The sequence below is a fragment of the Streptomyces sp. NPDC096324 genome (assembly GCF_044763015.1).
Lineage (GTDB): Bacteria > Actinomycetota > Actinomycetes > Streptomycetales > Streptomycetaceae > Streptomyces.
The window spans coordinates 100,486-123,159 of record NZ_JBIWFK010000016.1 but is presented as its reverse complement, the minus strand read 5'-3'; the positions used below and the strand labels follow the sequence as shown (position 1 = coordinate 123,159).

The window sequence follows — 22,674 nt, the reverse complement described above, 5'->3', positions numbered from 1 at the left end:
ACTCACTCTAGAAGTAGCAAGGGTGAGTGAACACTCACCCACCCCATCTCCGTCTCATGCGGGAGCAGGTCATGGAACTCACCGTTCTCGGTGCCACCGGAGGCATCGGCCAGGAGATCGTCCGGCAGGCCCTCGGCGCGGGCCACCGGGTCACGGCGGTCGTACGGGATCCCGCGCGGCTCACCGTCACGGGCGCGGGTCTGGAGGTCTTCCGCGCGGACCTCACCGACCCGGAGTCGCTGCGCCCGGCCGTCGCGGGCCGGCACGCGGTCCTGTCCGGTCTCGGCGCGCGCAGCCGGAAGGACGCCGGGGTCGCGGCCCGGCTCACCCGTACGGCGCTCGGCGCCATGGAGGCCGAGCAGGTGCGGCGACTGCTGGTGGTCAGCGCGGGTCCGGTCGGCCCCGCCGCCCAGAAGGACACGCTCGTCGACCGCGCGATGAGGAGCCTGATCTCCGGCATCCTGAAGGACGTCTACGCCGACCTGCGGGAGATGGAGGAGCAGCTCGCGGGCAGTGCCACGGACTGGACCGTCGTCCGGCCGCCCCGCCTCCAGGACAAGCCGCTGACCGGCACCTACCGCACGGCCGTGGGCGGCTTCCCGCCCAAGGGCCGTTTCATCGCGCGCGCCGACGTGGCCCACGCGATGCTGGCGATGGTCGACGACCCGGGAACCGTGAAGCAGGGGGTGGGCATCGCCTACTAGCCAGGTCCCGGACGCCGGGTCGCTCTCAGGCTCCCGGCGCCTGTCAGAGGCTCGCGTTCACCGTCACCGGCTCGTTGACGAGGGTGATCCCGAAGGCCTCGTGGACTCCCGCGACGACCTCCCGGGCCAGCGCGAGGAGGTCCTCGGTGGTGGCCCCGCCCCGGTTGGTCAGGGCGAGGGTGTGCTTGGTGGAGATACGGGCGGGCCCGGTTCCGTAGCCCTTGGTGAAGCCCGACTTGTCGATCAGCCAGGCCGCGGAGGTCTTGGTGTGGCCCTCCCCCGCCGCGTACGCCGGCGGTACGGCACCGGCGCCGAGCCGTTCCTCCACGCGCGCGTGGAACGCGGCGAACGCCTCGTCCGTGAGGATCGGGTTGGTGAAGAAGGATCCCGCGGACCAGGTGTCGTGGTCCTCGGGGTCGAGCACCATGCCCTTCCCCGCACGGAGCTTCAGGACCGTCCCGCGGGCGGCGTCGAGGGGCACACGGTCGCCGGGCTCCACGCCGAGCGCGCGGGCCGTCTCGGCGTACTTGACCGGCGCCGACATCCCCCGCGCGTCCTCGAGACCGAAACGCACCCGCAGCACGACATGACGCTCGGGGTCCGCCTTGAAGCGGCTGTGGCGGTACGAGAAGCCGCACTCGGCGTTGGTCAGCGTGACCGTCTCACGCGTCTTCCGGTCGTAGGCGATCACCTCGGTGATCGTCGACGACACCTCCTGGCCGTAGGCGCCGACGTTCTGGATCGGTGTCGCACCGGCGGACCCGGGGATGCCCGCGAGGCACTCGATCCCGGCGAGCCCGGCCTCCACGGAACGGGCGACCGCGTCGGTCCACACCTCGCCCGCGGCCAGCTCCAGGCTCGTACCGTCGAGGGAGAAGCCCTCGGTGGCGATGCGCAGGGCGGTCCCGGCGAAGCCCTTGTCGCCGATGACCAGGTTCGAGCCGCCGCCGATGAGCAGCAGCGGCGTACCGGCGTCGTCGGCCTCGCGCACGGCGGCGACGACCTCGGCGTCGGTCGTGGCGGTGATCAGCCGGGCGGCCGGGCCGCCGAGCCGGAAGGTGGTCAGCGGGGCGAGCGGGGCATCGTGGAGTTCCTGCACGGGCCAAGACTACGAGAAGAGGCGGGGGCGCCCGGCCACCGGTGTGCTCCGGACGCGAGACGGCCCCGACAGCTCCGGGCGCACGGGGTCACGCGGGTGCCGGGGTTGCCGGGGTTGCCGGGGGTGCCGGGAGCTGGGCGGGGTGTCGGTCGCCGGGCCCGCACGCGTACGGCCCCGTCCGGGCGGACGGGGCCGTACGCGGGCGGGCCTGATGCTCAGCGGCCGGCGGTCTCCAGCACCGGGGCCGACCCGGCGGAGCCGGACTGGGCCGCGTCCGCCGCGTTCCCCTCGGTGCGGCGGCGCCCGGCCGGGATCACCAGGGCGGCGATTCCGGCGACGGCCACGACCGCCGAGCCGGTGACCAGCGCGGGCCGCAGTCCGTCCACGAAGGCCTGGCCGGACTCGTATCCGCCCTGGGCGGCGAAGATCGACGACATGATCGCGACACCGAGCGCGCCGCCCACCTCGCGCAGCGCGTTGTTGGCGCCGGAGGCGATGCCCTGCTCCTGCGGCCGGACGCTGGACATGACCAGGTTGGCGGCCGGGGCGAAGTACAGCGCCATGCCGACACCGCTGATGATCAGAGCGGGCAGCTGAGCGCCGTAGGAGGCGTGGGTGGTGGCCACGACGGCCATGTAGCCGAGGCCGACGGCCTGGAGGAAGAGGCCCGTGGCGACGACCGGACGGCCGCCGATGCGATCGGACAGGATGCCCGCGATCGGCGCGACGAGCATCGGCATACCGGTCCAGGGGAGCATCCGCAGTCCCGCCTCGGTCGGCGAGTAGCCGAGCACGCCCTGCATGTACTGGCTGAGCAGGAAGATCGAGCCGAACATCCCGAGGAACATCAGCAGGCTGGCCGCGTTGATCCCGGCGAAGGCGCGGGAGCGGAAGAGCCGCATCGGGAGCATCGGGTTCTTGGCCCGGGTGCCGTGGACGACGAAGCCGACGAGCAGGGCGCCGCCCGCGATCAGCCCGGTCAGGACGAACCCGCTGGTCCAGCCGTCGGCGGGCCCGCGGACCAGGCCGTAGACGATCCCGAAGAGGCCGCCGCTGGCGAGCAGGGTGCCGGGGAGGTCGAGCCGGGCGCCGTCGCCGAACGACTCGGACAGACGCAGCCGGGCGAGCGGGAGCACCGCGAGACCCAGCGGAACGTTCAGCCAGAAGATCCAGTGCCAGGAGACGTGTTCGGTGAGGGTGCCGCCGATGAGGGGCCCCGAGGCGACCGCGAGCCCGTTGACGGCGCCCCAGATCCCGAACACCATCCCGCGCTTGGCCGCGGGGACCGCGGCGGTCAGCAGGGTCAGGGTCAGCGGCATCATGATCGCCGCGCCGACCCCCTGGACCGCGCGGGCGGCGATCAGCGAGTCGATGCCGGGGGCCATGGCCGCGGCGGCGGAGGCGCCGGTGAAGATGGTCAGGCCGACCATGAAGAGCCTGCGGCGGCCGAACCGGTCACCGAGCGCCGCGCCGAACATCAGCAGGACGGCGAAGGTGAGCGTGTAGGCGCTCACGGTCCATTCCAGGTCGTCGAGCGCGCCCCCGAGATCCTTGCGGATGGAGGGCAGAGCGGTGGTGACGACGAGGTTGTCGAGGGCCGCCATGAACCCGGCGACGCTTGTGATGAGAAGGGCCCAGGCGGCGCTCCCGCGGTGTGCCGCGGCCTCGGTCTGCTGTGACATCTCTCCCCCAGAGAGATCGATGGTTAGTTATTGATGACTAACTTCAATGATCATGGAAATCCGCTGCCGGGAGCCTCGGCACCCGCCGCCGCTTCCCGCCTACTCCTCGGGCCCGCAGATGGCCCCGGGGCCCGAGAACAGCCCCTCCCACACCCGGTGCTCCGGCGGGAAGCCCATCGCCACGAGCGTGTTGATGAGCATTCCGGTCGCCAGGAACCCCGTGGTCGCACCCGGGTCCGCGCCGAGCGGCAGGTGCACGGCGTCCCACAGCCGCATCCAGCCGGCCCGTACGGCCTCGCCGAACTCGTGGTCACCCTCCTGCTGGGCGGCGGCCACGGCGACGTACATCTGCATCTGCATCATCAGCCGCTCGGGCCGTTCCGCGATGACCTCGACGTACGCGTTTCCCATGGCGTGCTTCGCCTCCTCGCCCTCCAGGCCCCTCGCGGCCTCCTGGAAGGTCTGGATGGTGTCCTCGACGCACCGCTCGGCGGCGGCGAGGAAGATCGCCTTCTTGCCCGGGAAGAGTCGGAAGAGATACGGCTGCGAGACCCCGACGCGCTTGGCGATCGCCTCGGTGCTCGTGCCGTGATATCCACCACGGGCGAACTCGGTGGTCGCCGCGCGGATGACGCTCTCGCGCCGCTCCTCTGCACTCATCCTGACCATGAAACTAAGTTAGTACTCAATCACTAACTTTGCAAGGGGGTGCGAGTCGGGGCGGTCCGCGTCGTTCGGCTACGAGCAAGAGGCGCCCTCGAAGGAGAGCGCCTCTTGTCCCGGACTCGGCTGCCGGACGCGGAACCAGGCTGTCAGGCCAGTCGTACGACCGCGCGCGACATCCCCAGGATCTTCTGGCCGCCGCTCGTCGCCGTGAGATCGACGCGCACGGTGTTGTCGTCGAGCTTGGCGGCGACCTTGCCGGCGACCTCGATGGTGGCGCCCTTGTCGTCGTTGGGGACGACGACGGGCTTGGTGAAGCGAACCCCGTACTCGACTACGGCGGCCGGATCGCCGACCCAGTCGGTCACCACACGGATCGCCTCGGCCATGGTGAACATGCCGTGCGCGATGACGTCGGGAAGGCCCACCTCGACCGCGAACTTCTCGTTCCAGTGGATCGGGTTGAAGTCGCCGGAGGCCCCCGCGTACTGCACGAGCGTGGCGCGCGTCACGGAGAACGTCTGGGGCGGCAGCTCGGTGCCGACCTCGACGTCCGCGTAAGAGATCTTCGCCGCCATGTCAGCCCACCTCCGCCGCGCGGGCCACGAGCTTCGTGACAGCCGTCACAACATGCTCGCCCGCCTCGTCGTGGACCTCGCCACGGACGTCCAGGATGTCGTTGCCCGCGAGGGACTTGATCGACTCGATGGTCGAGGTGACCGTGAGCCGGTCGCCCGCGCGCACCGGACGCGTGTAGGCGAACTTCTGGTCGCCGTGCACCACCCGGCTGTAGTCGAGGCCCAGTTGCGGGTCCTGGACGACCTCGCCCGCGGCCTTGAACGTGATGGCGAACACAAAAGTGGGCGGGGCGATCACGTCGGGGTGACCGAGAGCACGTGCGGCCTCGGGGTCCGTGTACGCAGGGTTGCTGTCCCCCACGGCCTCCGCGAACTCGCGGATCTTCTCCCGACCGACCTCATAGGGGTCGGTGGGCGGGTAGGACCGCCCTACGAAGGACTGGTCGAGCGCCATGGGCTCGGCACCTCCTGGTTGTCTTCGCCGCGCTGACGGTCTTCGCTGCGCGCCTGGTGTCTTCGTCTTCGCCGCGGCGACCGTCTCCGCGCCGCCGGCCGCCCTCGCCACGCCGGATGCCTTTGGCGCACCGGGTGTCTTCTGCGCACCGGGCTTCCTCGGCACACGGGCGGCTCGGCCGCGGTGGCTGTCTTCGTGACGCCGAGTGTCCTCGGTGCGCCGGGTGTCGCGGTTGCCGCAGCGGGACCGGCCGTTTTGACCGGACGGCCCATCTTCGCTCGAAAACGCCGGTACGCCTATGACACCCCGGCCCGCGCCGGACATCGGTTCCACAACGACGCGAGGCCGCCCCCCGTGAAGGGGACGGCCTCGTGTACGAGCCTGAATTATCGCGTTTCGCGGTGCGCGGTGTGCGCGTTGCAACGCGGGCAGTGCTTCTTCATCTCCAGTCGGTCCGGGTTGTTACGCCGGTTCTTCTTGGTGATGTAGTTCCGCTCCTTGCACTCCACGCAGGCCAGCGTGATCTTCGGGCGGACGTCGGTGGCAGCCACAGGAGTGCTCCTTGACGAACGGATGGGACATTAACGCATAGAAGAGTAGCCGATCGAAGGACCGACCCCACAATCGGCTACTGTCAGTAGCGGTGACCGGACTTGAACCGGTGACACAGCGATTATGAGCCGCTTGCTCTACCGACTGAGCTACACCGCTTTGATGGGTTCGGCCCCCGCCTCGCGACGGGAACCTCCCTCACCAGAGCCCCAATACGGAATCGAACCGTAGACCTTCTCCTTACCATGGAGACGCTCTACCGACTGAGCTATTGGGGCGAGCGATGAAGACATTACACGGTCCGCCGCCGATCGCCCAAATCCGTTTCGCGGCACCCGCCCGGGCCTGATCACAGGCGGTTTCCCGGGCGTTCCCGCAAGGCTTCAGGCGCCCCTCGGGACTCCTGGATCACAGGGGGTGACGGCGTTCGGGCCGTCCGGGGCACGGACCCCGCGCCGGGCCGGGCGGTGACCTGCGCGGGAGCGGACGCGTACCGGGTCCGACGGCGGGCGCCGGAAAGGCGCGCGGAACGGCGGGTCGACGACCGGGGCGCCGGGCGCGCCCCGGCCGGCCGTGAGCCGGTCACCGGGCGGCCGGTCCTGAGCCGGTCGGCCTGGAGAGCGCGAGTCGCCGACGGGACGGTCGACCCCGAACCGGTCACCAGGCGGCCCGTTTCGGACCGCTCCCGAAGGAGGCCGGTCTCGGCCGGTCAGCGGACCACGCCGGTACGACTATTGCGCTCCTCCCTGACGTCGACGGATCGCCGCCCTAGGCTCGACTCACGCTGCGTGATCTTGTGTCCCCACGCTCCGCAGTCGTCCCTCCGCAGCCGCCCCCGAGCCACAGGAGCGCGATGCCCGACAGTCAGCAGCAGCCGCCCCACTCCCCCTCGGGACAGACCGACCCGGCCGCTCTCCTGCTGTGCGGGGCACGGCTCACGGACGGCCGGACCGTGGACGTACGGCTCGGCGGCGGCCGTATCGAGGCGGTCGGCACCGCGGGAAGCCTGGCGGCGGGTGCCTCGAGGGCTCGCGCCGCACGGGTGGACCTCGACGGCTACCTCCTCCTGCCGGCCCCCGTCGAGGCCCACGCGCACAGCGACACCGCCCTGACGGCCGACGGCGACGGACCGCTCGCGTACGACGACCTGGCGATCCGGCGCCGGGCCACCGAGGCGGCCCTGCTGCAACTCGGACATGGGGCCACGGCGTTGCGGTCCCATGTGCGCGTCGGTGACGTGCAGGGGCTGGACGCGCTGGCGGCGGTGCTCGAGGTACGGCGGTCGCTGCGGGGGCTCGCCGAGCTGACGACGGCCGCGATGCCGCGGGTGCTGACCGGGGCGGCCGGCGCCGACGGGCTCGCGATGCTGCGGGACGCCCTGAAGATGGGCGCCTCCGTGGTGGGCGGCTGCCCGGACGCCGACCCCGATCCGACGGGCTACGTCGAGGCCGTCCTGGAACTCGCCTCCGAGCACGGCTGTCCGGTCGATCTGCACACGGACGCCGCCGATCCCGCCCGACTGGCCCGGCTCGCCGCGATGGCGGGCGGGCTGCGGCCCGGCGTGACCCTCGGCCCGTGCGGCGGGCTCGGCCGGCTGCCCTCCGACGTGGCCGCCCGCGCCGCGGACCAACTCGCCGCCGCCGGAGTGACTGTGGTGTGTCTGCCGCAGGGCGGCTGCGGCTCGGCCGACGGGCGCGGCACGGCTCCCGTACGACTCCTGCGCGCGGCCGGAGTGCGGGTCGCGGCGGGCGGCGGCGCCCTGCGTGACGTGTCCAACCCGGTGGGACGCGGAGACCCGCTGGAGGCCGCGTACTTGCTCGCCTCCCGGTACGGGCTGCACCCCGAGGAGGCGTACGGCACGGTGAGTTGTGCCGCCAGAGCCGTCCTCGGGCTGCCCGAGGTGCGCGTGGAGGCGGGGTTCCCGGCCGAGTTGCTCGCCGTCCGCGGGGACGGTCTGGCGGGAGTGCTGTCCCTCTCGTACAGCCGCATCGTGATCCACCGGGGACGCGTGGTGGCACGTACCAGCGCGGTACGGGAGTACTGCGACTCGGCGGCCGACTCCGGTCTCGAACTGCCCCGGCAAGGACGGGAAGAGCCGTCCTCGCCGGGGTTCTGAGGCTTCTGGCGCCCGGCGACCCGCCCCCTGGCTAGAACCCGCCGCCCAGGAAGGCGGTTCCCAGCGGGCTGGAACCGGGGACCTCGTCGACGGGGATCTCGGTGGCTCCGGCCGGCGCGCTGACGTCACCCGCCTTGGAGAACTTCAGGACGAGGGGCAGCTCGGCCTTCTGCGGGCTGTCGGCGAGGACGGCCAGGTCGACCCTGATCTGCCGGAGATCGCCGTTCTTCAGGGTGAAGTCGACGGCGGCCTTCCTGTTCGGCGCGTCCTTGAGGTCCTTGGCGGTGGGGAGTTCCGCGCCCGCCGGAAGGTCGCCCTGCAGCGGACGGAGCTTGTCGAAGACGGCGGTGAGCAGGTCGCGGACGTTGCCCGTGGCGATGACGTGCTCGACCCCGTCGGCGCCGCCCTTGGTCCGGAACGTGACCTTGCGGCCGATGACACCGCGCACGGCGTCGAGAACCTTCTTCTGGGTCTTCGCGTCGACCTCCCCGCCACCGGCAGCCCCCTTCGAGGCACCTCCGGCGGCCTTCCCCGCCCGCTCCAGCTCCTTGGTGTTCACCTTCACCCAGTCGCCTTCGAGGACCTTCTTCAGCTCCTTCTGGCTCGGGGGGAGATCGTCGGCCGTGGGCATGGGAACGCCCATCGCCCGGCCGACGGCCTTTATGTCGGTGCGGTAGTACATGAAGTCGCCGATGATCCGGTACTCGACCAGGACACCGCCGGTGCCCGTGATCCTCATGCTCGTACCGACGAGGTCCTTCTCGCCCGAATCCGCCAGCGCCTTCCTGGACTTGACGGAGACGTCGACGCGCAGGCCGCTGACGAACTCGGCGAACTCCGGCGGGAGGGACTCGTCGGCACCGTCCTCGCCCGCGAGGGTGTCGATCGCGGCCGCGTCGGCGTCCAGGTCCAACTGGAAGGCGAGCGACTTCTGTTCGCCGATCCGGGAGACGGCGTGGTCCACCTTCTGCCCGGCCGTGAGGTTCTGGACCGTGCCGCAGGCGGCCGCCGCGGTGAGAAGGACAGCGGTGCAGCCGACCGCGGTGGCGGTCTTGCGTATGGCGGTGATGATGGTCTCCTCTTGCAACGCCGTACAGGTCCGCACGGCGTTCCTTCGTTCGCGTGTTCACTCGTTCTGACGCGTTCTCGCGGCGATCACCCACGCGTTCACAGTGATCACCCATGTGACGCATGAGTTGTCCACAGGGTTGTGCGGCGAACGCGGTCATCCGGGCGTACGGTCGGAAACATGCGCATTGTCATCGCTGGTGGTCATGGTCAGATCGCGCTGCGGCTGGAGCGGCTGCTCTCCGCGCGCGGGGACGAGGTAGCGGGGATCATCCGCCGTGCCGAACAAGGGGACGATCTACGGGCGGCCGGCGCCGAGCCCGTCCTGTGCGATCTGGAATCGGCTTCGGTGGAGGAGGTCGCCGCGCATCTGCAGGGCGCGGACGCGGCCGTCTTCGCGGCGGGCGCCGGACCTGGCAGCGGCGCGGACCGCAAGCAGACGGTGGACAAGGGCGCCGCGATCCTGTTCGCCGACGCCGCCGAGCGCGCGGGCGTACGTCGGCACGTGGTCGTCTCCTCCATGGGCGCGGACCCGGCCCACACGGGTGACGACATCTTCGACGCCTACCTGCGCGCCAAGGGCGAGGCCGACGAATACGTACGCGGCCGTACGGGCCTGGACTGGACGATCCTGCGCCCCGGCGGCCTGATCGACGACGCCGGAACCGGGCTCGTGCGCCTGGAGGCCTCGACCGGCCGCGGCATGATCCCCCGCGACGACGTCGCCGCGGTCCTCGCCGAACTGGTCGACACCCCGGCCACCACCGGCCTGGTCCTGGAAGCCATCAGCGGCTCGACACCGATCTCGGTGGCGGTGAAGGCGGTGGCGGGCAACTAGGCACGCGCGGGCGCGGTCTTCGGGGGTCGCCTTGATGGGCCCGGCCCGGCTCTTCGGGACCGACTCGTGAGCGCTGCTCTTCGGAACCGGCTCGGTGGGCCCGGCGCTTCGGGACCGACTCGGCGGGGCTCGCTTCGGGGGCGGTTCTTCGGGACCGAATCAGCGGGACTCGCTTCGGGGCAGGTCTTCGGGGGCTGCTCAGAACAGGGGGAGCTGGCCGGGGAAGTCGGGAAGGGCGTACCCGTCCAGCGTGGGCTGCGCCGCCCCGATGAACGCCTCCCGGCGCGAACCGGCGCACGAGACCAGTTCCCCGGTCCCCCGTGCGCCGGGCGGATCGTGCCGGGCGAACCGCCCCGCGACGACGGCGATCTCCCGACGGCACTCGGGGCAGTTCCTGCGACGCGATGACATGTGATCAGTGTGCCCCGCGGCCCACGACCTCCGCCCCGCCGGTCGCGGACCACCGCGCGGCCGCTGAACTCCACCGACCGCAGGGCAGACCTTCCACCGCAAACAAACTCCCCTAATTCGCCATTCTCTATTCACCATTCTCTATTTCCTATTCCCGAGAGAATCTAGAACAGAACACGCCCGCGAGAAATTGGACACGTAAAAGCAGAAGAGAAGAGAGTGGGACGGAGAGCAGCCGACCCGCTCGCCGACCCGGCACCGAACCGGCGGGCCAGACCGATCTCACCCGCGCCCGCGTGGCCGTGGACGCCTGCCCGCCGCCAGCGCTCCCACCTCAACTCCGCTCCTCACAAAGGCAGTTCATGCACATGGCGCTTGGCCATCACAAGCGAGACGCAAGGATAGGTATCGAGGGCCGCCTTGACCGCAGCGACAGCACCCCTGCCCCCGCGGACCCTCTGAATGCGCCCCACGTCGACCTGACCACGGAACCCCTCACAAAGATCCGCACCTGTCCCAGAAGGCTTTTCTTGCGTTTCTGCATAGCGCCGAGCGCGCCCGCCAATTATTCACCCGCCCGCAGACCGAGCCACGCAGGGGCGGGCGATGCCACGGCCGGACCGAAGGAAACCCAGAGCAAGTAAGCACGCGAACCCGTCGAATGACATGGGGTCACATCACCCGCCCTCGACTCCCCGCGAATCGAGAGGGAGGCGACCACTGAGGCGCCCTCCACCGGACCTGAGCCGAACTGGACCCGGACCGCACACCCCGCAGCGGCCTCTGTGGATCGCGCGGGCCCCGGGGCGGCACCGCCGCGGACGCGCCATACGCACTCAAACAAAGAGAAACCCCCTCCGATCCACGTTTCCGCAGATCGGAGGGGGTTCACCTACATGTGGCGGCGCCAGGGTTCGAACCTGGGTAGGCTTAGCCGGCAGATTTACAGTCTGCTCCCTTTGGCCGCTCGGGCACACCGCCGGGGTTGTTGTCCTTGAGCCTCGCTCTCGCGGTGCTCCCTGGCAACGACGTAAACGATACCTGATGCTCGGGGATGCTTCGCCACCCAATTGATCGACGCTCGGGGGGAGGGGGGTGGCTAGGCTTATGCGGATGCGGCCCGAGGCCTACGCCGGGCTCGGCAGCCGCCCCTACGCACCCCGATACAAGGAGCCACAGGACATGGCCGACTCCAGTTTCGACATCGTCTCGAAGGTCGAGCGGCAGGAGGTCGACAACGCCCTCAACCAGGCCGCCAAGGAGATCTCGCAGCGCTACGACTTCAAGAACGTCGGCGCCTCCATCTCCTGGTCCGGCGAGAAGATCCTCATGGAGGCGAACACCGAGGAGCGGGTGAAGGCCATCCTCGACGTGTTCGAGACCAAGCTGATCAAGCGTGGCATCTCGCTGAAGTCCCTGGACGCCGGTGAGCCCCAGCTCTCCGGCAAGGAGTACAAGATCTTCGCGACGATCGAGGAGGGCATCTCCCAGGAGAACGCCAAGAAGGTGGCGAAGATCATCCGCGACGAGGGCCCCAAGGCTGTGAAGGCCCAGGTGCAGGGCGACGAGCTGCGCGTCAGCTCGAAGAGCCGCGACGACCTGCAGGCCGTTCAGGCCCTCCTCAAGGGCAAGGACTTCGACTTCGCCCTGCAGTTCGTGAACTACCGGTAGAACCCCTGGCAGGCGCCATGAGGTGGCCGCAGGCGTGGCCGGCGGTACGAGGAAGGGTGGGCACCCGGGGTGTCCACCCTTCTCGTCTGCCGGCCGCGGTCCCGGCGACGCTGGCTCAGCGGCGCGAGTCGCCGAACAGGATGCGGTAGAGGATCAGCAGTACGAGCGAGCCGCCGATGGCCGCGACCCAGGTGGCGCCGTCGTAGAAGTGCTTGCTGACGGGGTGGTCCAGCCAGCGGGCTGATATCCAGCCGCCGACGAACGCCCCCACGACGCCGATGACGGTCGTTCCGACGAAGCCTCCCGGGTCGCGCCCCGGCAGCAGGAACTTGGCGATGGCGCCTGCCAGCAGCCCCAGAATGATCCAGCTGATGATGCCCATGTTCTGAGCCTGCCCTTCCGTTCTGTACTCACGCTGTCGCGGTCCTGTGGATCCGCTCCGTGCGGGCCCTGTCCGCGCTGTCCGTCTGCGGTTCGGTCACGAGTACCGAATGCCGTCTCGGTGCCGTGCCGATGAACAGGACGTCGCCGTGGCTCCCGCCGGTTGCGGTGATCAGTAGGGTGCGGCCTATGACGCCACCCCGTCCCGTATTGCGCCGCACGCTGGGAGTCGGTGACGCCGTGGTCATCGGGCTCGGCTCGATGATCGGCGCGGGCATCTTCGCCGCGCTCGGCCCGGCCGCGCGGGCAGCCGGATCCGGGCTCCTGCTCGGTCTCGCCGTCGCCGCGGTCGTCGCCTACTGCAACGCGATGTCCTCGGCCCGGCTGGCCGCCCTGTACCCCGCGTCCGGCGGCACGTACGTCTACGGGCGCGAGCGGCTCGGAGCCTTCTGGGGATATCTGGCGGGCTGGTCGTTCATCGTCGGCAAGACGGCCTCCTGCGCGGCGATGGCACTCACCGTGGGCGCTTACGTCTGGCCCTCGCAGGCGCACGCGGTGGCGGTCGCCGCGGTGGTGGCGCTGACCGCCGTGAACTACGGCGGCATGCAGAAGTCGGCCTGGCTGACGCGGGTGATCGTGGCGGTGGTCCTGGCGGTCCTCGCTTCCGTGGTGGTGGGGTGTCTCGGATCCGACGCCGTCGATGCCGGGCGGCTGGGCATCGGTCTGTCGTCCGGCGCGGTCGGGGTGCTCCAGGCCGCCGGGCTGCTCTTCTTCGCTTTCGCCGGGTACGCGCGGATCGCCACCCTCGGCGAGGAGGTACGCGATCCGGCACGCACCATTCCGCGCGCGATCCCGTTGGCTCTGGGCATCGCGCTCGCGGTGTACGCGGCGGTCACTGTCTCCGTCGTCTCGGTGCTCGGAACGGACGGGCTGGGGCTTGCCGCCGCGCCGCTGGCGGACGCCGTACGCGCGGCCGGACTGCCGGGGCTCGTGCCGATCGTGCGGGTGGGGGCCGCCGTGGCCGCGCTCGGCTCTCTTCTCGCTCTGATCCTGGGTGTCTCGCGGACCACGCTGGCCATGGCCCGCGACCGTCATCTGCCGCACGCCCTGGCCGCCGTCCATCCGCGCTTCCAGGTCCCCCACCGGGCGGAACTGGCGGTCGGCGCGGTGGTCGCCGTGCTGGCCGCGACGCTGGACGTGCGCGGCGCGATCGGTTTCTCCTCCTTCGGCGTGCTGGCGTACTACGCGATCGCCAACGCCTCCGCGTGGACGCTGAGTCCGGAACCGGCATCGCGCGTCGTGCCGGCGCTGGGCCTCCTCGGCTGCGTCACGCTGGCCTTCGCCCTGCCGGGGGTTTCGGTGGTCGTCGGAGCGGCCGTCCTGGCGGTGGGGGCGGCCGCGTACGGCGTACGGATGGGGGCGGCTTCGCGCTGACGCTGTCCCGTGATGCCCTGTGGATCAACGCGTGCGGTGAGATGCCGTGCGGGGCGGGTGGGCGGTGGTCGCCGTCTCGGGCGCATCCGGCGACCAGGGGGCGATCAGGGGTCAGGAAGCCCGGGTCGCCGTCGCGCGTTGGGGGAAGTCGGGCCAGAGCGGGAGGTCCGCGCCGTCGTTGGACTCCTCGTACCAGCCCGTTCCCTCCAGCCACGCGAGCAGCCAGGACGCGAGGTCGGGCGCGTCCACGTACCAGGCGTGGTCGGCTCGGTCGGCGTTCGGCTCGAAGAGAAGGACCGTGCCGTCGGGGCTCTGGCAGTCCACGCACGCGTACATTCCGCAGCCCCAGTGGGATATGGGCAGGACACCCTCGGGCCATGGCCATTCGGGGTCCTTGCGGCCGCTCTCGCGGCTGGCGAGGTACTGCGGAACAGCCGCCGGTTCACCCGACGGCTGACCGTCGAGCAGGGGCAACAGACCGTATTCCGGACCGAATCCGCCGTCCCCTATCCGGAGATAGAGAGCGGCGAGCAGTGCGGGCAGAGGGAAGCCGAGGACGGCCTCGGCACGGGCGACCTCGGCCGGGCCCACGGGCGCGGGGAGCGAAGGCCAGCCCCACGGGCGGGTGTTGCGGGCCTCCGTGGCGACCCGTGCCAGCAACTGCTCGATTTCGGTCATGGATTCATGATGCAGCGCGCCACGGACAATCGGGGAGCCTGTGGAAAACCCTCACGCGAGACGGGATCGACCCCGTCTCCGCGAGGAGTGCGGCACGTGCTCCCGTACGGCTAACGCCCGGCGAACGGCTCGTCCGTGCGCACGATTTCGCGTCCCAGCGGGAACAGCGAGATCGGGATGAGCTTGAAGTTGGCGATGCCGAAGGGGATGCCGATGATCGTGATGCACATGGCGATGCCCGTGACGACATGGGCCAGCGCGAGCCACCAGCCCGCGAGGACGAGCCACAGGACGTTGCCGATGCAGGACGGGGCGCCGGCGTCGTGGCGCTCCACGGTCGTATAGCCGAAGGGCCACAGCGCGTAGATGCCGATACGGAACGCCGCGATGCCGAACGGGATTCCGATGATCGTGATGCACAGGATGAGGCCTGCGGCGAGGTACCCGAGGAACAGCCAGAAGCCGCTCAGGATGAGCCAAATGACGTTCAGAATTGTCTTCACTGCTGCCGACCTGCCATCTGCTCGAGCCGGGCGATGCGCTCCGCCATCGGCGGATGCGTAGAGAACATCTTTGACATTCCCTGTCCCGGGCGGAAGGGGTTAGCGATCATCATGTGGCTCGCGGTCTCGATGCGCGGCTCGGGAGGCAGCGGGAGCTGCTTCGTGCCCGCGTCGAGTTTGCGCAGCGCGCTCGCGAGGGCGAGGGGGTCGCCGGTGAGCTGGGCACCGGACGCGTCCGCCTCGTACTCCCTGGAGCGGCTGATGGCGAGCTGGATGAGGGAGGCGGCGATCGGGCCCAGGATCATGACCAGAAGCAGTCCGAGGATGCCGGGGCCGTCGTCGTCGTTGGACCGGCCGACGGGGATCAGCCAGGCGAAATTGACCAGGAACATGATCACGGAAGCGAGGGCGCCGGCCACGGACGAGATCAGGATGTCGCGGTTGTAGACGTGACTGAGCTCGTGGCCGATGACACCGCGCAGTTCGCGCTCGTCCAGGATGCGCAGGATCCCCTCGGTGCAGCACACGGCCGCGTTGCGCGGGTTGCGGCCCGTGGCGAAGGCGTTCGGTGCCTCCGTCGGTGAGATGTACAGGCGCGGCATGGGCTGACGGGCCTGCGTCGAGAGATCGCGGACCATGTGGTACAGGGCCGGAGCCTCGAACTCGCTCACCGGGCGGGCGCGCATCGCGCGTAGAGCCAGTTTGTCGCTGTTCCAGTACGCGTACGCGTTCGTGCCGATCGCGATGAACAGCGCGACGATCAGGCCTGTGCGCCCGAAGAAGCTGCCGATGACGATGATGAGTGCGGACAGTCCCCCGAGAAGTACGGCTGTCCTGAGCCCATTGTGCCGGCGGTGCACGGTAGCCCTCCAAGTCGTGCGGCGGGGGAACCCTTTGCTTGCTGCTGCTCTGCTTCCACTCTTCAGTGGACCCTCCCGTACAGGTCAACGCCAGACGGGAGGCACTAGTTCCCTTGTGCGCACTGGCTGGAGCGTGGGCCGTCCGGGTGATCCGGACGCCCGTTCACGCGGGCGCGTGCCTCGTGAAGAGGCTCTCAGGGAGTGGTGCTTCAGAAGAGCGCGGTCTCCGAGAAGCGGAGGATGAGCTGGGGTGCCCCGGACAGGACGACGCCGAGGACGGCCGTCAGGGCGATGGCCGCGGTGAGCGGGACCGGAGCGCGGTGTGTGCCCGGCTCGCCTTCGGGAGCGCGGAAGAGCAGTGCGGTCCACTGGAGGTAGTAGAAGAGCGCGATCACCACGTTGACGGCCATGACGACGGCCAGCCAGCCGAGCCCCGCGTCGACGGCGGCCGAGAAGACGGTCACCTTGGCGAAGAGGCCGATGATGCCCGGCGGCAGACCGGCGAGGCAGAGCAGGAAGAAGCCGAGGACCAGCGCGGAGAGCGGGCTCTCGGCGTACAGGCCGCGGTAGTCGCTGACACGGTTCAGGGGGCTCCGGCGGGCCACCAGCGCGGCCACGGCGAAGGCGCCGAGGTTCACGGCGGCGTACATGAGGGCGTACGCGACCGTGGAGCCGATGGCCTGCTGGGCGTCCTTGGAGTAGGCGGCGGCCGCGATCGGGACCAGGAGGTAGCCGGCCTGGCCGACGGAGGACCAGGCGAGCAGCCGCACCGCGCTGTACGCGCGCGTGGACCGCTGCCGCAGGGCGCCGACGTTCCCCACCGTCATGGTGAGGGCCGCGAGGGCCGCCAGCGCCGGACCCCAGACGTCCGTGTACGAGGGGAAGGCGACGACGGTGACGAGGATGAGCCCGGAGAAGCCGACCGCCTTGCCGACGACCGACAGGTACGCGGCGATCGGCAGGGGCGCGCCCACGTAGGTGTCGGGCACCCAGAAGTGGAAGGGCACGGCGGCCGTCTTGAAGGCGAAGCCGACAAGGGTGAGGACGACACCTGTCTGGGCGAGGGTGTGGAACTGCCCGTCGACGTGCTGGATCCCGTCCGCGATCCGGGTGAGATAAAGGGTGCCCGTCGTCGCGTAGACGAAGCTGACGCCCATCAGGCTGACCGCGGTCGCGGTGACGGAGGACAGGAAGAACTTCAGGGCCGCTTCCGAGGACTTCCTGTCGCCGCGCTTGATGCCGACGAGCGCGAAGGCGGGCAGCGAGGCGACCTCCAGCGCGACGATGAGGGTCGCGAGGTCGCGGGAGGCGGGCAGCAGGGCGGCACCGGCGGCCGAGGAGAGCAGCAGGAACCAGTACTCCCCCTCGGAGAGTTCCCTGTCGGCGTCCTTCAGCGCGGTGACCGACAGCAGGGCGACGAGGAGCGCGCCGCCGAGAACCAGGAGCTGGATCACCAGGGTGAAGCGGTCCGCCACGTAGCTGCAGGTGTCGGTGGCACCCGTCAGGCAGAACGTGGCCCGGTCGCCGTTCCGCAGGGGCAGCAGCAACAGCGCCGACGCCGCGAGGCCCGCGACGGACGTCCAGCCGAGTACGGCCTTCCGCGCTTCGCCGATGAAGAGATCGGCGACGAGGACGACGAGTCCGACGACCGCCGCGAGCGTGGGCGGCGCGATGGCGAGCCAGTCGACGGACTGGACCAGGGAACTCATCGGGTGCCTCCTGCGAGGAGCTGCTGGACGGCCGGGTCGGTCAGGCCGAGCAGGGCCCGGGGCCACAGACCGGCGACGACGGTGAGGGCGACGAGCGGTGTCCAGGCGGCGAACTCATAGGTCTGGACGTCGGTGAGCTTCGGCGACTCGTGCGGTGGCGCGCCCATGCAGACGCGGCGGACGACGACGAGCATGTACGCGGCGGTGAGCAGCGTGCCGAACGCGGCGATCGTCATGAAGGTCAGATAGGCGGGGCGGCTGAGGCCGGAGGCGGGCTCGAACGCGCCGAACAGCGCCAGCATCTCGCCCCAGAACCCGGCGAGGCCCGGCAGTCCGAGCGAGGCCACGGCGGCGAAGGCCAGCAGGCCGCCGAGGCGCGGTGCCTTGCCGTACAGCGCGGCGCCGGACTCCTCGGCGAGGCTGTCGAGGTCGCTGGTGCCCGTGCGGTCCTTCAGCGCTCCGACGAGGAAGAAGAGGAGGCCGGTGATGAGGCCGTGGGCGATGTTGGCGAACAGCGCGCCGTTCACGCCGGTCGGGGTCATGGTCGAGATGCCGAGCAGGACGAAGCCCATGTGGCCGACGGAGGAGTAGGCGATGAGCCGCTTGAGGTCGCCCTTCGCGCCCTGCTTGGCGAGGGCCAGGCAGGCCAGGGAACCGTAGATGATCCCGACCACGGCGAACGCTGCGAGGTAGGGGGCGAAGGTGCGGAAGCCGTCCGGTGTGATGGGCAGCAGGATCCGGACGAACCCGTACGTGCCCATCTTCAGCATGACGCCGGCCAGCAGGACAGAGCCGACGGTCGGGGCGGCGGTGTGGGCGTCGGGCAGCCAGCTGTGCAGCGGCCACATCGGCGTCTTGACCGCGAGCCCGATACCGATCGCCAGAACGGCGGTGACCTGCACGGATGTGCTCAGCGACCGGCCGTTGTCAGTGGCGAGTGCCACCATGTCGAATGTGCCCGCCTTGATTCCGATCAGGAGCAGGCCCAGCAGCATGACGACCGAACCGAGCAGGGTGAAGAGGATGAACTTCCAGGCCGCGGCCTGGCGCTGGGCGCCTCCCCACCGTGCGATGAGGAAGTACATCGGGATGAGCACCGTCTCGAACGCGAGGAAGAACAGCAGCAGATCGAGGACGGCGAAGGTCGCGAGGGTGCCGGACTCGAGGACGAGCAGCAGTGCGACGAACGCCTTCGGGGTCGGGCCCGCGGGCATCTTGAAGTAGGAGTACAGCGCGCAGAGGAAGGTCAGCAGCGCGGTCAGGACCAGAAGGGGGAGGGAAATGCCGTCGACGCCGAGGTGGATCCGCACGTCGAGTGCGGGGATCCAGCTGATGTCCGTCGTGGCCTGCATCCTCGACGGGTGGTCGTGGTCGAAGCCGAGCGCGAGGACGATCGCGGCGATGAGGACCACGCCCGTGACGGTCACGCCGTGCCGCAGCACCGCCTGTTCGGGCGACTTCCCCTTCAGCCCCGGCGGGGCCGGGAGAAGGGCGGCGGCGGCCCCGATGAGCGGGCCGACGACGATCAACGCGAGAAGAATCTGCATCACGGATTCACTGATATCGATCACGCCTGCTCACGCTCCCGTGGCGACGAGGAGGGCGGCGACCACCAGGACGACGGTGCCGGCGAGCAGCGCGCTCACATAGGTCTGCACATTGCCGGTCTGCGCACGCCGTACGGCGGTGCCGAGCCAGCGGGGTAGGGCGCCCGCGCCGCGTACGTAGGTGTCGACGACCTCGCGGTCGAGGAACCGGACGAGCGTGGCTCCGGCCTGGACCGGGCGGACGAACAGCACCGAGTACACGGTGTCGAGGTGGAAGCCGACGGCCGCGTGGCGGTGCAGCGGGCCGAGCAGCAGCCGGCCCGGGTCCGCCGGGTCGGGCGCCTTGGCGACGTCTCCGTAGACGGGTTCGTGGGAGGCGATGGCCTCGGCCTCGACGTGTCCGGCGTCTGCGTCCGGGTGGGCCGCGACCGCGCCCAGGGGGACGCGGGTCGCCAGGGCGGTGGTGTGCCGCCAGGCTCCGTAGGTGACGATCCCGCCGACCAGGGCGAGTCCCGTGCCGAGCACCGAGGTGGTGAGGACCGGCGTCAGGTCGCGGCCGTCGAACCAGTCGGGCAGCGGGCCGAACGCGAGACCGAACGCGAGCGAGGGGATGGCGAGCACCCACAGTACGGCCGTCATGGTGACCGGCTGGCTGCCGTGGTCGGGGGCCTCGGCTCCGTGACCGCGGAAGGCCAGCAGCCACAGCCGGGTCGCGTACGCCGCGGTGAGGACGGCGGTGACCAGGCCGGTGATCAGGACGATCCAGCCCGAAGCACCGGGAGCCTGCTCTGTGTGACCGGTGGCGACGTGCTCGGCGGCGCCGAGGACGGCCTCCTTGGAGAAGAAGCCGCTGAACGGAGGGATCGCGGCGAGCGCGAGCAGCGCCACGGTCATCGTCCAGAAGGCGTCGGGGACGCGGAGGCGCAGGTCCTTCATGCGGGACATGGCCGCCAGCGAGTTGGTGCCGGAGGCGTGGATGATCACGCCGGCGGCGAGGAACAGCAGCGCCTTGAAGGCGCCGTGCGCGAGGAGGTGGAAGACGGCGGCACCGCGGTCGCCGACGGCGAGGGCACCGGCCATGTAGCCGAGCTGACCGATCGTCGAGTAGGCGAGGACCCGCTTGATGTCGTCCTGGGCGAGTGCCGCGAGTCCCGAACCGACCATCGTGACGCCGGCCATGACGGCGAGGACGATCATCGCGGCCGCGGAGGCCTGGAAGACGGGGAGGAGACGCGCGACGAAGTAGATGCCGGCGGCGACCATCGTCGCGGCGTGGATCAGCGCGGAGACGGGTGTGGGGCCCGCCATCGCGTCGGGCAGCCAGGTGTGCAGCGGGAACAGGGCCGACTTGCCCGCCACGCCCGCGAGGAGCAGCAGGGCGACGACGGTCGGGTGGTGCAGCCCGCCGCTCGCCACGGTGCCCAGGACCGTGGTGATCCGGAACGAGCCGGCGTCGGTGGCCAGCGCGAACAGACCGATGAGGAAGGGGACGTCGCCGAGCTTGGTGACCAGGAAGGCCTTGAGCGAGGCGGCACGGGCTTCCGGGGTCTCCCAGTAGTGGCCGACCAGGAAGTACGAGCAGATGCCCATGATCTCCCAGCCGACCAGCAGCACCATCAGGTCGCCGGAGTAGACGACGAGCAGCATCGCGGAGGTGAACAGGGAGACGAGGGCGGCGTACGAGGGGTAGCGCGGGTCGTCGCGCAGGTAGCCCGTCGAGTAGATCTGCACGCAGGTGGCGACGACGCCGACGAGTACGGCGACGAGGGCGGCGAAGCCGTCGATGTGCAGGCCCAGTTCGATGGGGACCGAGCCGGTCGGGGTGAGTTCGGTGTGCGAGTTGATGGCCAGGCCGCCGCCCTGGTCGACCGCGACCGTCACCGCGAGGGCGAGCGAGGCGAGGACGGGCAGGACCGCGAGCGGGCGGACGAAGCCCGGGGCCGTGCGGCCGAGGAGGAGTCCGGCGACGGCACCGAGGAACGGAAGGAGGGGGACGAGGACGGCGAGGGTGGTCGTGGTCACGCGGTGGCCTCAGCCTTCTCGGCCGCGGGGGCGTCGGGGTCGTCGGGGCCGTGGCCCTCGGCGGTGTCGCGGAGCTTGTCGATGTCCGAGGTGCCGCGGTTGCGGTACACGGCGAGGACGATCGCCAGACCGATGCCGATCTCGGCCGCGGCGATGGCGATGGTGAACAGGGTCAGGGCCTGGCCGGAGTGCAGGGTGTCGCGGGCGGCCTTGGAGAGCCAGACGTCGAAGGCGACGAGGTTCAGGTTGACGGCGTTGAGCATCAGCTCGACCGACATCAGGACCAGGATCGCGTTGCGGCGGGCCATGACTCCGTACAGGCCCGTGCAGAACAGGAGGGCGGCGAGCACGGCGGGATAGGCGAGGTGCATCAGCGGACACCTTCCTTGTCCTGCTTGCCGTCGCGGCTTCCGGGGACGCGCGGGCCGGCGGCCGACGTGGTCGCCGCGGCGGTGTCCGCCTTCGCCTTGCGGGAGAGGACGATCGCGCCGACCAGGGCGGCGAGGAGGAGGACGGACAGCGCTTCGAAGGGGAGGACCCAGTTCTGGAAGAGGCTCGCTCCGGTGACCTCGGTTGAGCCGGCGGCGGCACCGTTCAGATCGACCCAGGTCGTGCGGAACGCGTCGACGACGACCCAGACCAGGGTGCCGGCCGAGGCGACGGCGACGGCCAGGGCTGCCCAGCGGTTGCCGGAGTCGGCGTCCGGGGAGCGGCCGATCGGGGCCCTGGTGAGCATCAGACCGAACAGCAGGAGGACGACGACGGAACCGACGTAGATGAGGACCTGCACCCAGGCGATGAACTCGGCCGTCAGCAGGAGGTACTCGACGGCGAGGCCGCCGAGGGCGACCACCAGCCACAGTGCGGCGTGCACGAGTTGCTTGGTGGTGACGGTGACGAGCGCGGCGCCGAAGGTGAGCAGGCCGACGAGGAGGAAGGCGATCTCGACACCGGTCGGGGAGAGGAAGCCGTGGTGATCGGCGGCGACGGTGGTGGCCGCGTGGGCCGCCGTGGCCGTGGCTGCTGCGAAGGTCACGACTGTCCCTCCTGCGGGCCCGAGGGGGGCGTGGCCGGGGGCTCCGGCTGCCCGGCGTCCTCGGCCCGGGCTGGCTGCGTCGGCTGAGCCGCCTCGGCCGATCGTTCGGCCTCGGCCGACTGTTCGGCTTCGGCCTGGGCCGCCTGTTCGGCCGCGAGTTTGTCGGCGGTCTTGCGGGCGGCCGCGATCTCCTTGGGCTCCTCGGCGCCGGGGTCGAGGGCGGGCGGGGCGGGGACGGTCCACATCCACTCGCGGAGCTTGTCGCGTTCGTGGGTGAGTTCGTGGATGTCGGTCTCCGCGTACTCGAACTCCGGAGTCCAGAACAGCGCGTCGAAAGGACAGACCTCGATGCAGATACCGCAGTACATGCACAGGGAGAAGTCGATGGCGAAGCGGTCGAGGACGTTGCGGCTGCGCTCGCGGCCGCCCGGGACGGCGGCGGGGACGGTCTCCTTGTGGGAGTCGATGTAGATGCACCAGTCCGGGCACTCGCGGGCGCACAGCATGCAGACCGTGCAGTTCTCCTCGAAGAGGGCGATGACTCCACGGGTGCGGGGCGGGAGTTCGGGCTGGACGTCCGGGTACTGCGCGGTGACGGTCTTCTTCGTCATCGTGCGGAGGGTGACGGCCAGGCCCTTGGCGAGGCCGGAGCCAGGAATGGGGGCCAT

General features: G+C 70.5%; 23 protein-coding genes and 3 tRNA genes. 5 read left to right on the top strand and 21 right to left on the bottom strand.

The annotated features are described in order from the left end of the window. The first annotated feature begins 71 nt into the window (after nt 1-71). Nucleotides 72-704 carry an NAD(P)-dependent oxidoreductase gene (locus tag ACIQ7M_RS34375; RefSeq protein ID WP_403651541.1) on the top strand — a complete coding sequence of 211 codons (633 nt, stop codon included), beginning with the start codon at nt 72-74 and terminating at the stop codon, nt 702-704. A gap of 43 nt (nt 705-747) precedes the next feature. On the opposite strand, the gene ACIQ7M_RS34370 is transcribed toward ACIQ7M_RS34375, so the two are convergent. The 8 genes from ACIQ7M_RS34370 to ACIQ7M_RS34335 all read right to left on the bottom strand — a co-directional run bounded on the left by ACIQ7M_RS34370 (nt 748) and on the right by ACIQ7M_RS34335 (nt 6,010). Further along, a complete protein-coding gene (locus ACIQ7M_RS34370; RefSeq protein ID WP_403651539.1) occupies nt 748-1,803 on the bottom strand; it encodes a UDP-N-acetylmuramate dehydrogenase in 1,056 nt (351 codons plus the stop codon). Between the two features lie 215 nt (nt 1,804-2,018). Next, nucleotides 2,019-3,485, bottom strand: a complete 1,467-nt coding sequence (locus tag ACIQ7M_RS34365) for a DHA2 family efflux MFS transporter permease subunit (protein WP_403651537.1) — start codon at nt 3,483-3,485, stop codon at nt 2,019-2,021. 99 nt (nt 3,486-3,584) lie between these two features. After that, nucleotides 3,585-4,154, bottom strand: coding sequence for a TetR/AcrR family transcriptional regulator (locus tag ACIQ7M_RS34360; RefSeq protein ID WP_403651535.1), 570 nt, complete (start codon nt 4,152-4,154; stop codon nt 3,585-3,587). Nucleotides 4,155-4,297: 143 nt separating this feature from the next. Continuing rightward, complete coding sequence (locus ACIQ7M_RS34355; protein ID WP_403651533.1) at nt 4,298-4,726, bottom strand: MaoC family dehydratase; 429 nt, start codon at nt 4,724-4,726, stop codon at nt 4,298-4,300. Nucleotide 4,727: 1 nt separating this feature from the next. Further along, nucleotides 4,728-5,180, bottom strand: coding sequence for a MaoC family dehydratase N-terminal domain-containing protein (locus ACIQ7M_RS34350; RefSeq protein ID WP_355760795.1), 453 nt, complete (start codon nt 5,178-5,180; stop codon nt 4,728-4,730). 386 nt (nt 5,181-5,566) lie between these two features. Then, nucleotides 5,567-5,731 (bottom strand): 50S ribosomal protein L33, encoded by a 165-nt coding sequence (rpmG, locus tag ACIQ7M_RS34345; protein WP_003948671.1) that lies wholly within the window; start codon nt 5,729-5,731, stop codon nt 5,567-5,569. 87 nt (nt 5,732-5,818) lie between these two features. Further along, nucleotides 5,819-5,891, bottom strand: a tRNA-Met gene (locus ACIQ7M_RS34340). Between the two features lie 46 nt (nt 5,892-5,937). Continuing rightward, nucleotides 5,938-6,010: transfer RNA gene (locus ACIQ7M_RS34335), tRNA-Thr, on the bottom strand. A gap of 575 nt (nt 6,011-6,585) precedes the next feature. Between ACIQ7M_RS34335 and ACIQ7M_RS34330 the strand changes: the two genes are divergently transcribed. Next, the gene (locus tag ACIQ7M_RS34330) at nt 6,586-7,848 is read left to right on the top strand and encodes an amidohydrolase family protein (protein ID WP_403651531.1); all 1,263 of its coding nucleotides are present in this window, start codon (nt 6,586-6,588) and stop codon (nt 7,846-7,848) included. A gap of 31 nt (nt 7,849-7,879) precedes the next feature. Here the strand turns inward: ACIQ7M_RS34330 and ACIQ7M_RS34325 are convergent, their stop codons facing one another. Next, a complete protein-coding gene (locus ACIQ7M_RS34325) occupies nt 7,880-8,953 on the bottom strand; it encodes a hypothetical protein (RefSeq protein ID WP_403651529.1) in 1,074 nt (357 codons plus the stop codon). 144 nt (nt 8,954-9,097) lie between these two features. Between ACIQ7M_RS34325 and ACIQ7M_RS34320 the strand changes: the two genes are divergently transcribed. Beyond that, nucleotides 9,098-9,754 (top strand): SDR family oxidoreductase, encoded by a 657-nt coding sequence (locus tag ACIQ7M_RS34320; protein WP_355760787.1) that lies wholly within the window; start codon nt 9,098-9,100, stop codon nt 9,752-9,754. Between the two features lie 198 nt (nt 9,755-9,952). Here the strand turns inward: ACIQ7M_RS34320 and ACIQ7M_RS34315 are convergent, their stop codons facing one another. Both ACIQ7M_RS34315 and ACIQ7M_RS34310 read right to left on the bottom strand, forming a co-directional pair. Further along, nucleotides 9,953-10,165: a hypothetical protein gene (locus ACIQ7M_RS34315; protein WP_355760785.1), complete on the bottom strand. Its 213-nt coding sequence runs from the start codon at nt 10,163-10,165 to the stop codon at nt 9,953-9,955. Between the two features lie 899 nt (nt 10,166-11,064). Next, nucleotides 11,065-11,146: transfer RNA gene (locus ACIQ7M_RS34310), tRNA-Tyr, on the bottom strand. A 201-nt stretch (nt 11,147-11,347) separates the two neighbouring features. Here ACIQ7M_RS34310 and ACIQ7M_RS34305 point away from each other — a divergent pair. After that, entirely contained in the window at nt 11,348-11,836 is a 489-nt protein-coding gene (locus ACIQ7M_RS34305; RefSeq protein WP_355760782.1) for a YajQ family cyclic di-GMP-binding protein, read from the top strand. Between the two features lie 115 nt (nt 11,837-11,951). Here ACIQ7M_RS34305 and ACIQ7M_RS34300 read toward each other — a convergent pair whose 3' ends face one another. Next, the gene (locus tag ACIQ7M_RS34300) at nt 11,952-12,218 is read right to left on the bottom strand and encodes a GlsB/YeaQ/YmgE family stress response membrane protein (RefSeq protein ID WP_103554853.1); all 267 of its coding nucleotides are present in this window, start codon (nt 12,216-12,218) and stop codon (nt 11,952-11,954) included. A gap of 188 nt (nt 12,219-12,406) precedes the next feature. Here ACIQ7M_RS34300 and ACIQ7M_RS34295 point away from each other — a divergent pair, with 188 nt between their 5' ends. Then, nucleotides 12,407-13,651: an APC family permease gene (locus ACIQ7M_RS34295; protein ID WP_403651526.1), complete on the top strand. Its 1,245-nt coding sequence runs from the start codon at nt 12,407-12,409 to the stop codon at nt 13,649-13,651. Between the two features lie 111 nt (nt 13,652-13,762). On the opposite strand, the gene ACIQ7M_RS34290 is transcribed toward ACIQ7M_RS34295, so the two are convergent. From ACIQ7M_RS34290 to ACIQ7M_RS34250, 9 genes are all read right to left on the bottom strand, one after another. Beyond that, nucleotides 13,763-14,329, bottom strand: a complete 567-nt coding sequence (locus ACIQ7M_RS34290) for an SMI1/KNR4 family protein (RefSeq protein WP_403651524.1) — start codon at nt 14,327-14,329, stop codon at nt 13,763-13,765. A 110-nt stretch (nt 14,330-14,439) separates the two neighbouring features. Further along, nucleotides 14,440-14,832 carry a YccF domain-containing protein gene (locus tag ACIQ7M_RS34285; protein ID WP_403651522.1) on the bottom strand — a complete coding sequence of 131 codons (393 nt, stop codon included), beginning with the start codon at nt 14,830-14,832 and terminating at the stop codon, nt 14,440-14,442. Further along, nucleotides 14,829-15,692, bottom strand: coding sequence for a zinc metalloprotease HtpX (gene htpX, locus ACIQ7M_RS34280; RefSeq protein ID WP_403651520.1), 864 nt, complete (start codon nt 15,690-15,692; stop codon nt 14,829-14,831). The genes ACIQ7M_RS34285 and htpX overlap by 4 nt, the downstream gene beginning before the upstream one ends. 209 nt (nt 15,693-15,901) lie before the next feature. Continuing rightward, entirely contained in the window at nt 15,902-17,401 is a 1,500-nt protein-coding gene (locus ACIQ7M_RS34275) for an NADH-quinone oxidoreductase subunit N (RefSeq protein WP_403651518.1), read from the bottom strand. Then, nucleotides 17,398-18,972: a NuoM family protein gene (locus ACIQ7M_RS34270; protein ID WP_403651516.1), complete on the bottom strand. Its 1,575-nt coding sequence runs from the start codon at nt 18,970-18,972 to the stop codon at nt 17,398-17,400. Before ACIQ7M_RS34270 ends, ACIQ7M_RS34275 begins: the two co-directional genes overlap by 4 nt. Before the next feature lie 6 nt (nt 18,973-18,978). Next, nucleotides 18,979-20,970 carry an NADH-quinone oxidoreductase subunit L gene (locus ACIQ7M_RS34265; protein ID WP_403651514.1) on the bottom strand — a complete coding sequence of 664 codons (1,992 nt, stop codon included), beginning with the start codon at nt 20,968-20,970 and terminating at the stop codon, nt 18,979-18,981. Further along, a complete protein-coding gene (nuoK, locus tag ACIQ7M_RS34260; RefSeq protein WP_355760760.1) occupies nt 20,967-21,341 on the bottom strand; it encodes an NADH-quinone oxidoreductase subunit NuoK in 375 nt (124 codons plus the stop codon). Before nuoK ends, ACIQ7M_RS34265 begins: the two co-directional genes overlap by 4 nt. Next, nucleotides 21,341-22,006, bottom strand: a complete 666-nt coding sequence (locus ACIQ7M_RS34255) for an NADH-quinone oxidoreductase subunit J (RefSeq protein ID WP_355760758.1) — start codon at nt 22,004-22,006, stop codon at nt 21,341-21,343. The genes nuoK and ACIQ7M_RS34255 overlap by 1 nt, the downstream gene beginning before the upstream one ends. Then, nucleotides 22,003-22,674, bottom strand: a complete 672-nt coding sequence (locus ACIQ7M_RS34250; protein WP_403651511.1) for a NuoI/complex I 23 kDa subunit family protein — start codon at nt 22,672-22,674, stop codon at nt 22,003-22,005. The genes ACIQ7M_RS34255 and ACIQ7M_RS34250 overlap by 4 nt, the downstream gene beginning before the upstream one ends.

What these genes read in the sequence shown, in the direction of transcription:
- ACIQ7M_RS34375 (WP_403651541.1), top strand. Translation starts at nt 72, where the DNA reads ATGGAACTCACCGTTCTCGGTGCCACCGGAGGCATCGGCCAGGAGATC.
- ACIQ7M_RS34365 (WP_403651537.1), bottom strand. Translation starts at nt 3,485, where the DNA reads ATGTCACAGCAGACCGAGGCCGCGGCACACCGCGGGAGCGCCGCCTGG.
- ACIQ7M_RS34360 (WP_403651535.1), bottom strand. Translation starts at nt 4,154, where the DNA reads ATGGTCAGGATGAGTGCAGAGGAGCGGCGCGAGAGCGTCATCCGCGCG.
- ACIQ7M_RS34355 (WP_403651533.1), bottom strand. Translation starts at nt 4,726, where the DNA reads ATGGCGGCGAAGATCTCTTACGCGGACGTCGAGGTCGGCACCGAGCTG.
- ACIQ7M_RS34350 (WP_355760795.1), bottom strand. Translation starts at nt 5,180, where the DNA reads ATGGCGCTCGACCAGTCCTTCGTAGGGCGGTCCTACCCGCCCACCGAC.
- ACIQ7M_RS34330 (WP_403651531.1), top strand. Translation starts at nt 6,586, where the DNA reads ATGCCCGACAGTCAGCAGCAGCCGCCCCACTCCCCCTCGGGACAGACC.
- ACIQ7M_RS34320 (WP_355760787.1), top strand. Translation starts at nt 9,098, where the DNA reads ATGCGCATTGTCATCGCTGGTGGTCATGGTCAGATCGCGCTGCGGCTG.
- ACIQ7M_RS34315 (WP_355760785.1), bottom strand. Translation starts at nt 10,165, where the DNA reads ATGTCATCGCGTCGCAGGAACTGCCCCGAGTGCCGTCGGGAGATCGCC.
- ACIQ7M_RS34305 (WP_355760782.1), top strand. Translation starts at nt 11,348, where the DNA reads ATGGCCGACTCCAGTTTCGACATCGTCTCGAAGGTCGAGCGGCAGGAG.
- ACIQ7M_RS34300 (WP_103554853.1), bottom strand. Translation starts at nt 12,218, where the DNA reads ATGGGCATCATCAGCTGGATCATTCTGGGGCTGCTGGCAGGCGCCATC.
- ACIQ7M_RS34295 (WP_403651526.1), top strand. Translation starts at nt 12,407, where the DNA reads ATGACGCCACCCCGTCCCGTATTGCGCCGCACGCTGGGAGTCGGTGAC.
- ACIQ7M_RS34290 (WP_403651524.1), bottom strand. Translation starts at nt 14,329, where the DNA reads ATGACCGAAATCGAGCAGTTGCTGGCACGGGTCGCCACGGAGGCCCGC.
- ACIQ7M_RS34275 (WP_403651518.1), bottom strand. Translation starts at nt 17,401, where the DNA reads ATGAGTTCCCTGGTCCAGTCCGTCGACTGGCTCGCCATCGCGCCGCCC.
- nuoK (WP_355760760.1), bottom strand. Translation starts at nt 21,341, where the DNA reads ATGCACCTCGCCTATCCCGCCGTGCTCGCCGCCCTCCTGTTCTGCACG.
- ACIQ7M_RS34250 (WP_403651511.1), bottom strand. Translation starts at nt 22,674, where the DNA reads ATGGCCCCCATTCCTGGCTCCGGCCTCGCCAAGGGCCTGGCCGTCACC.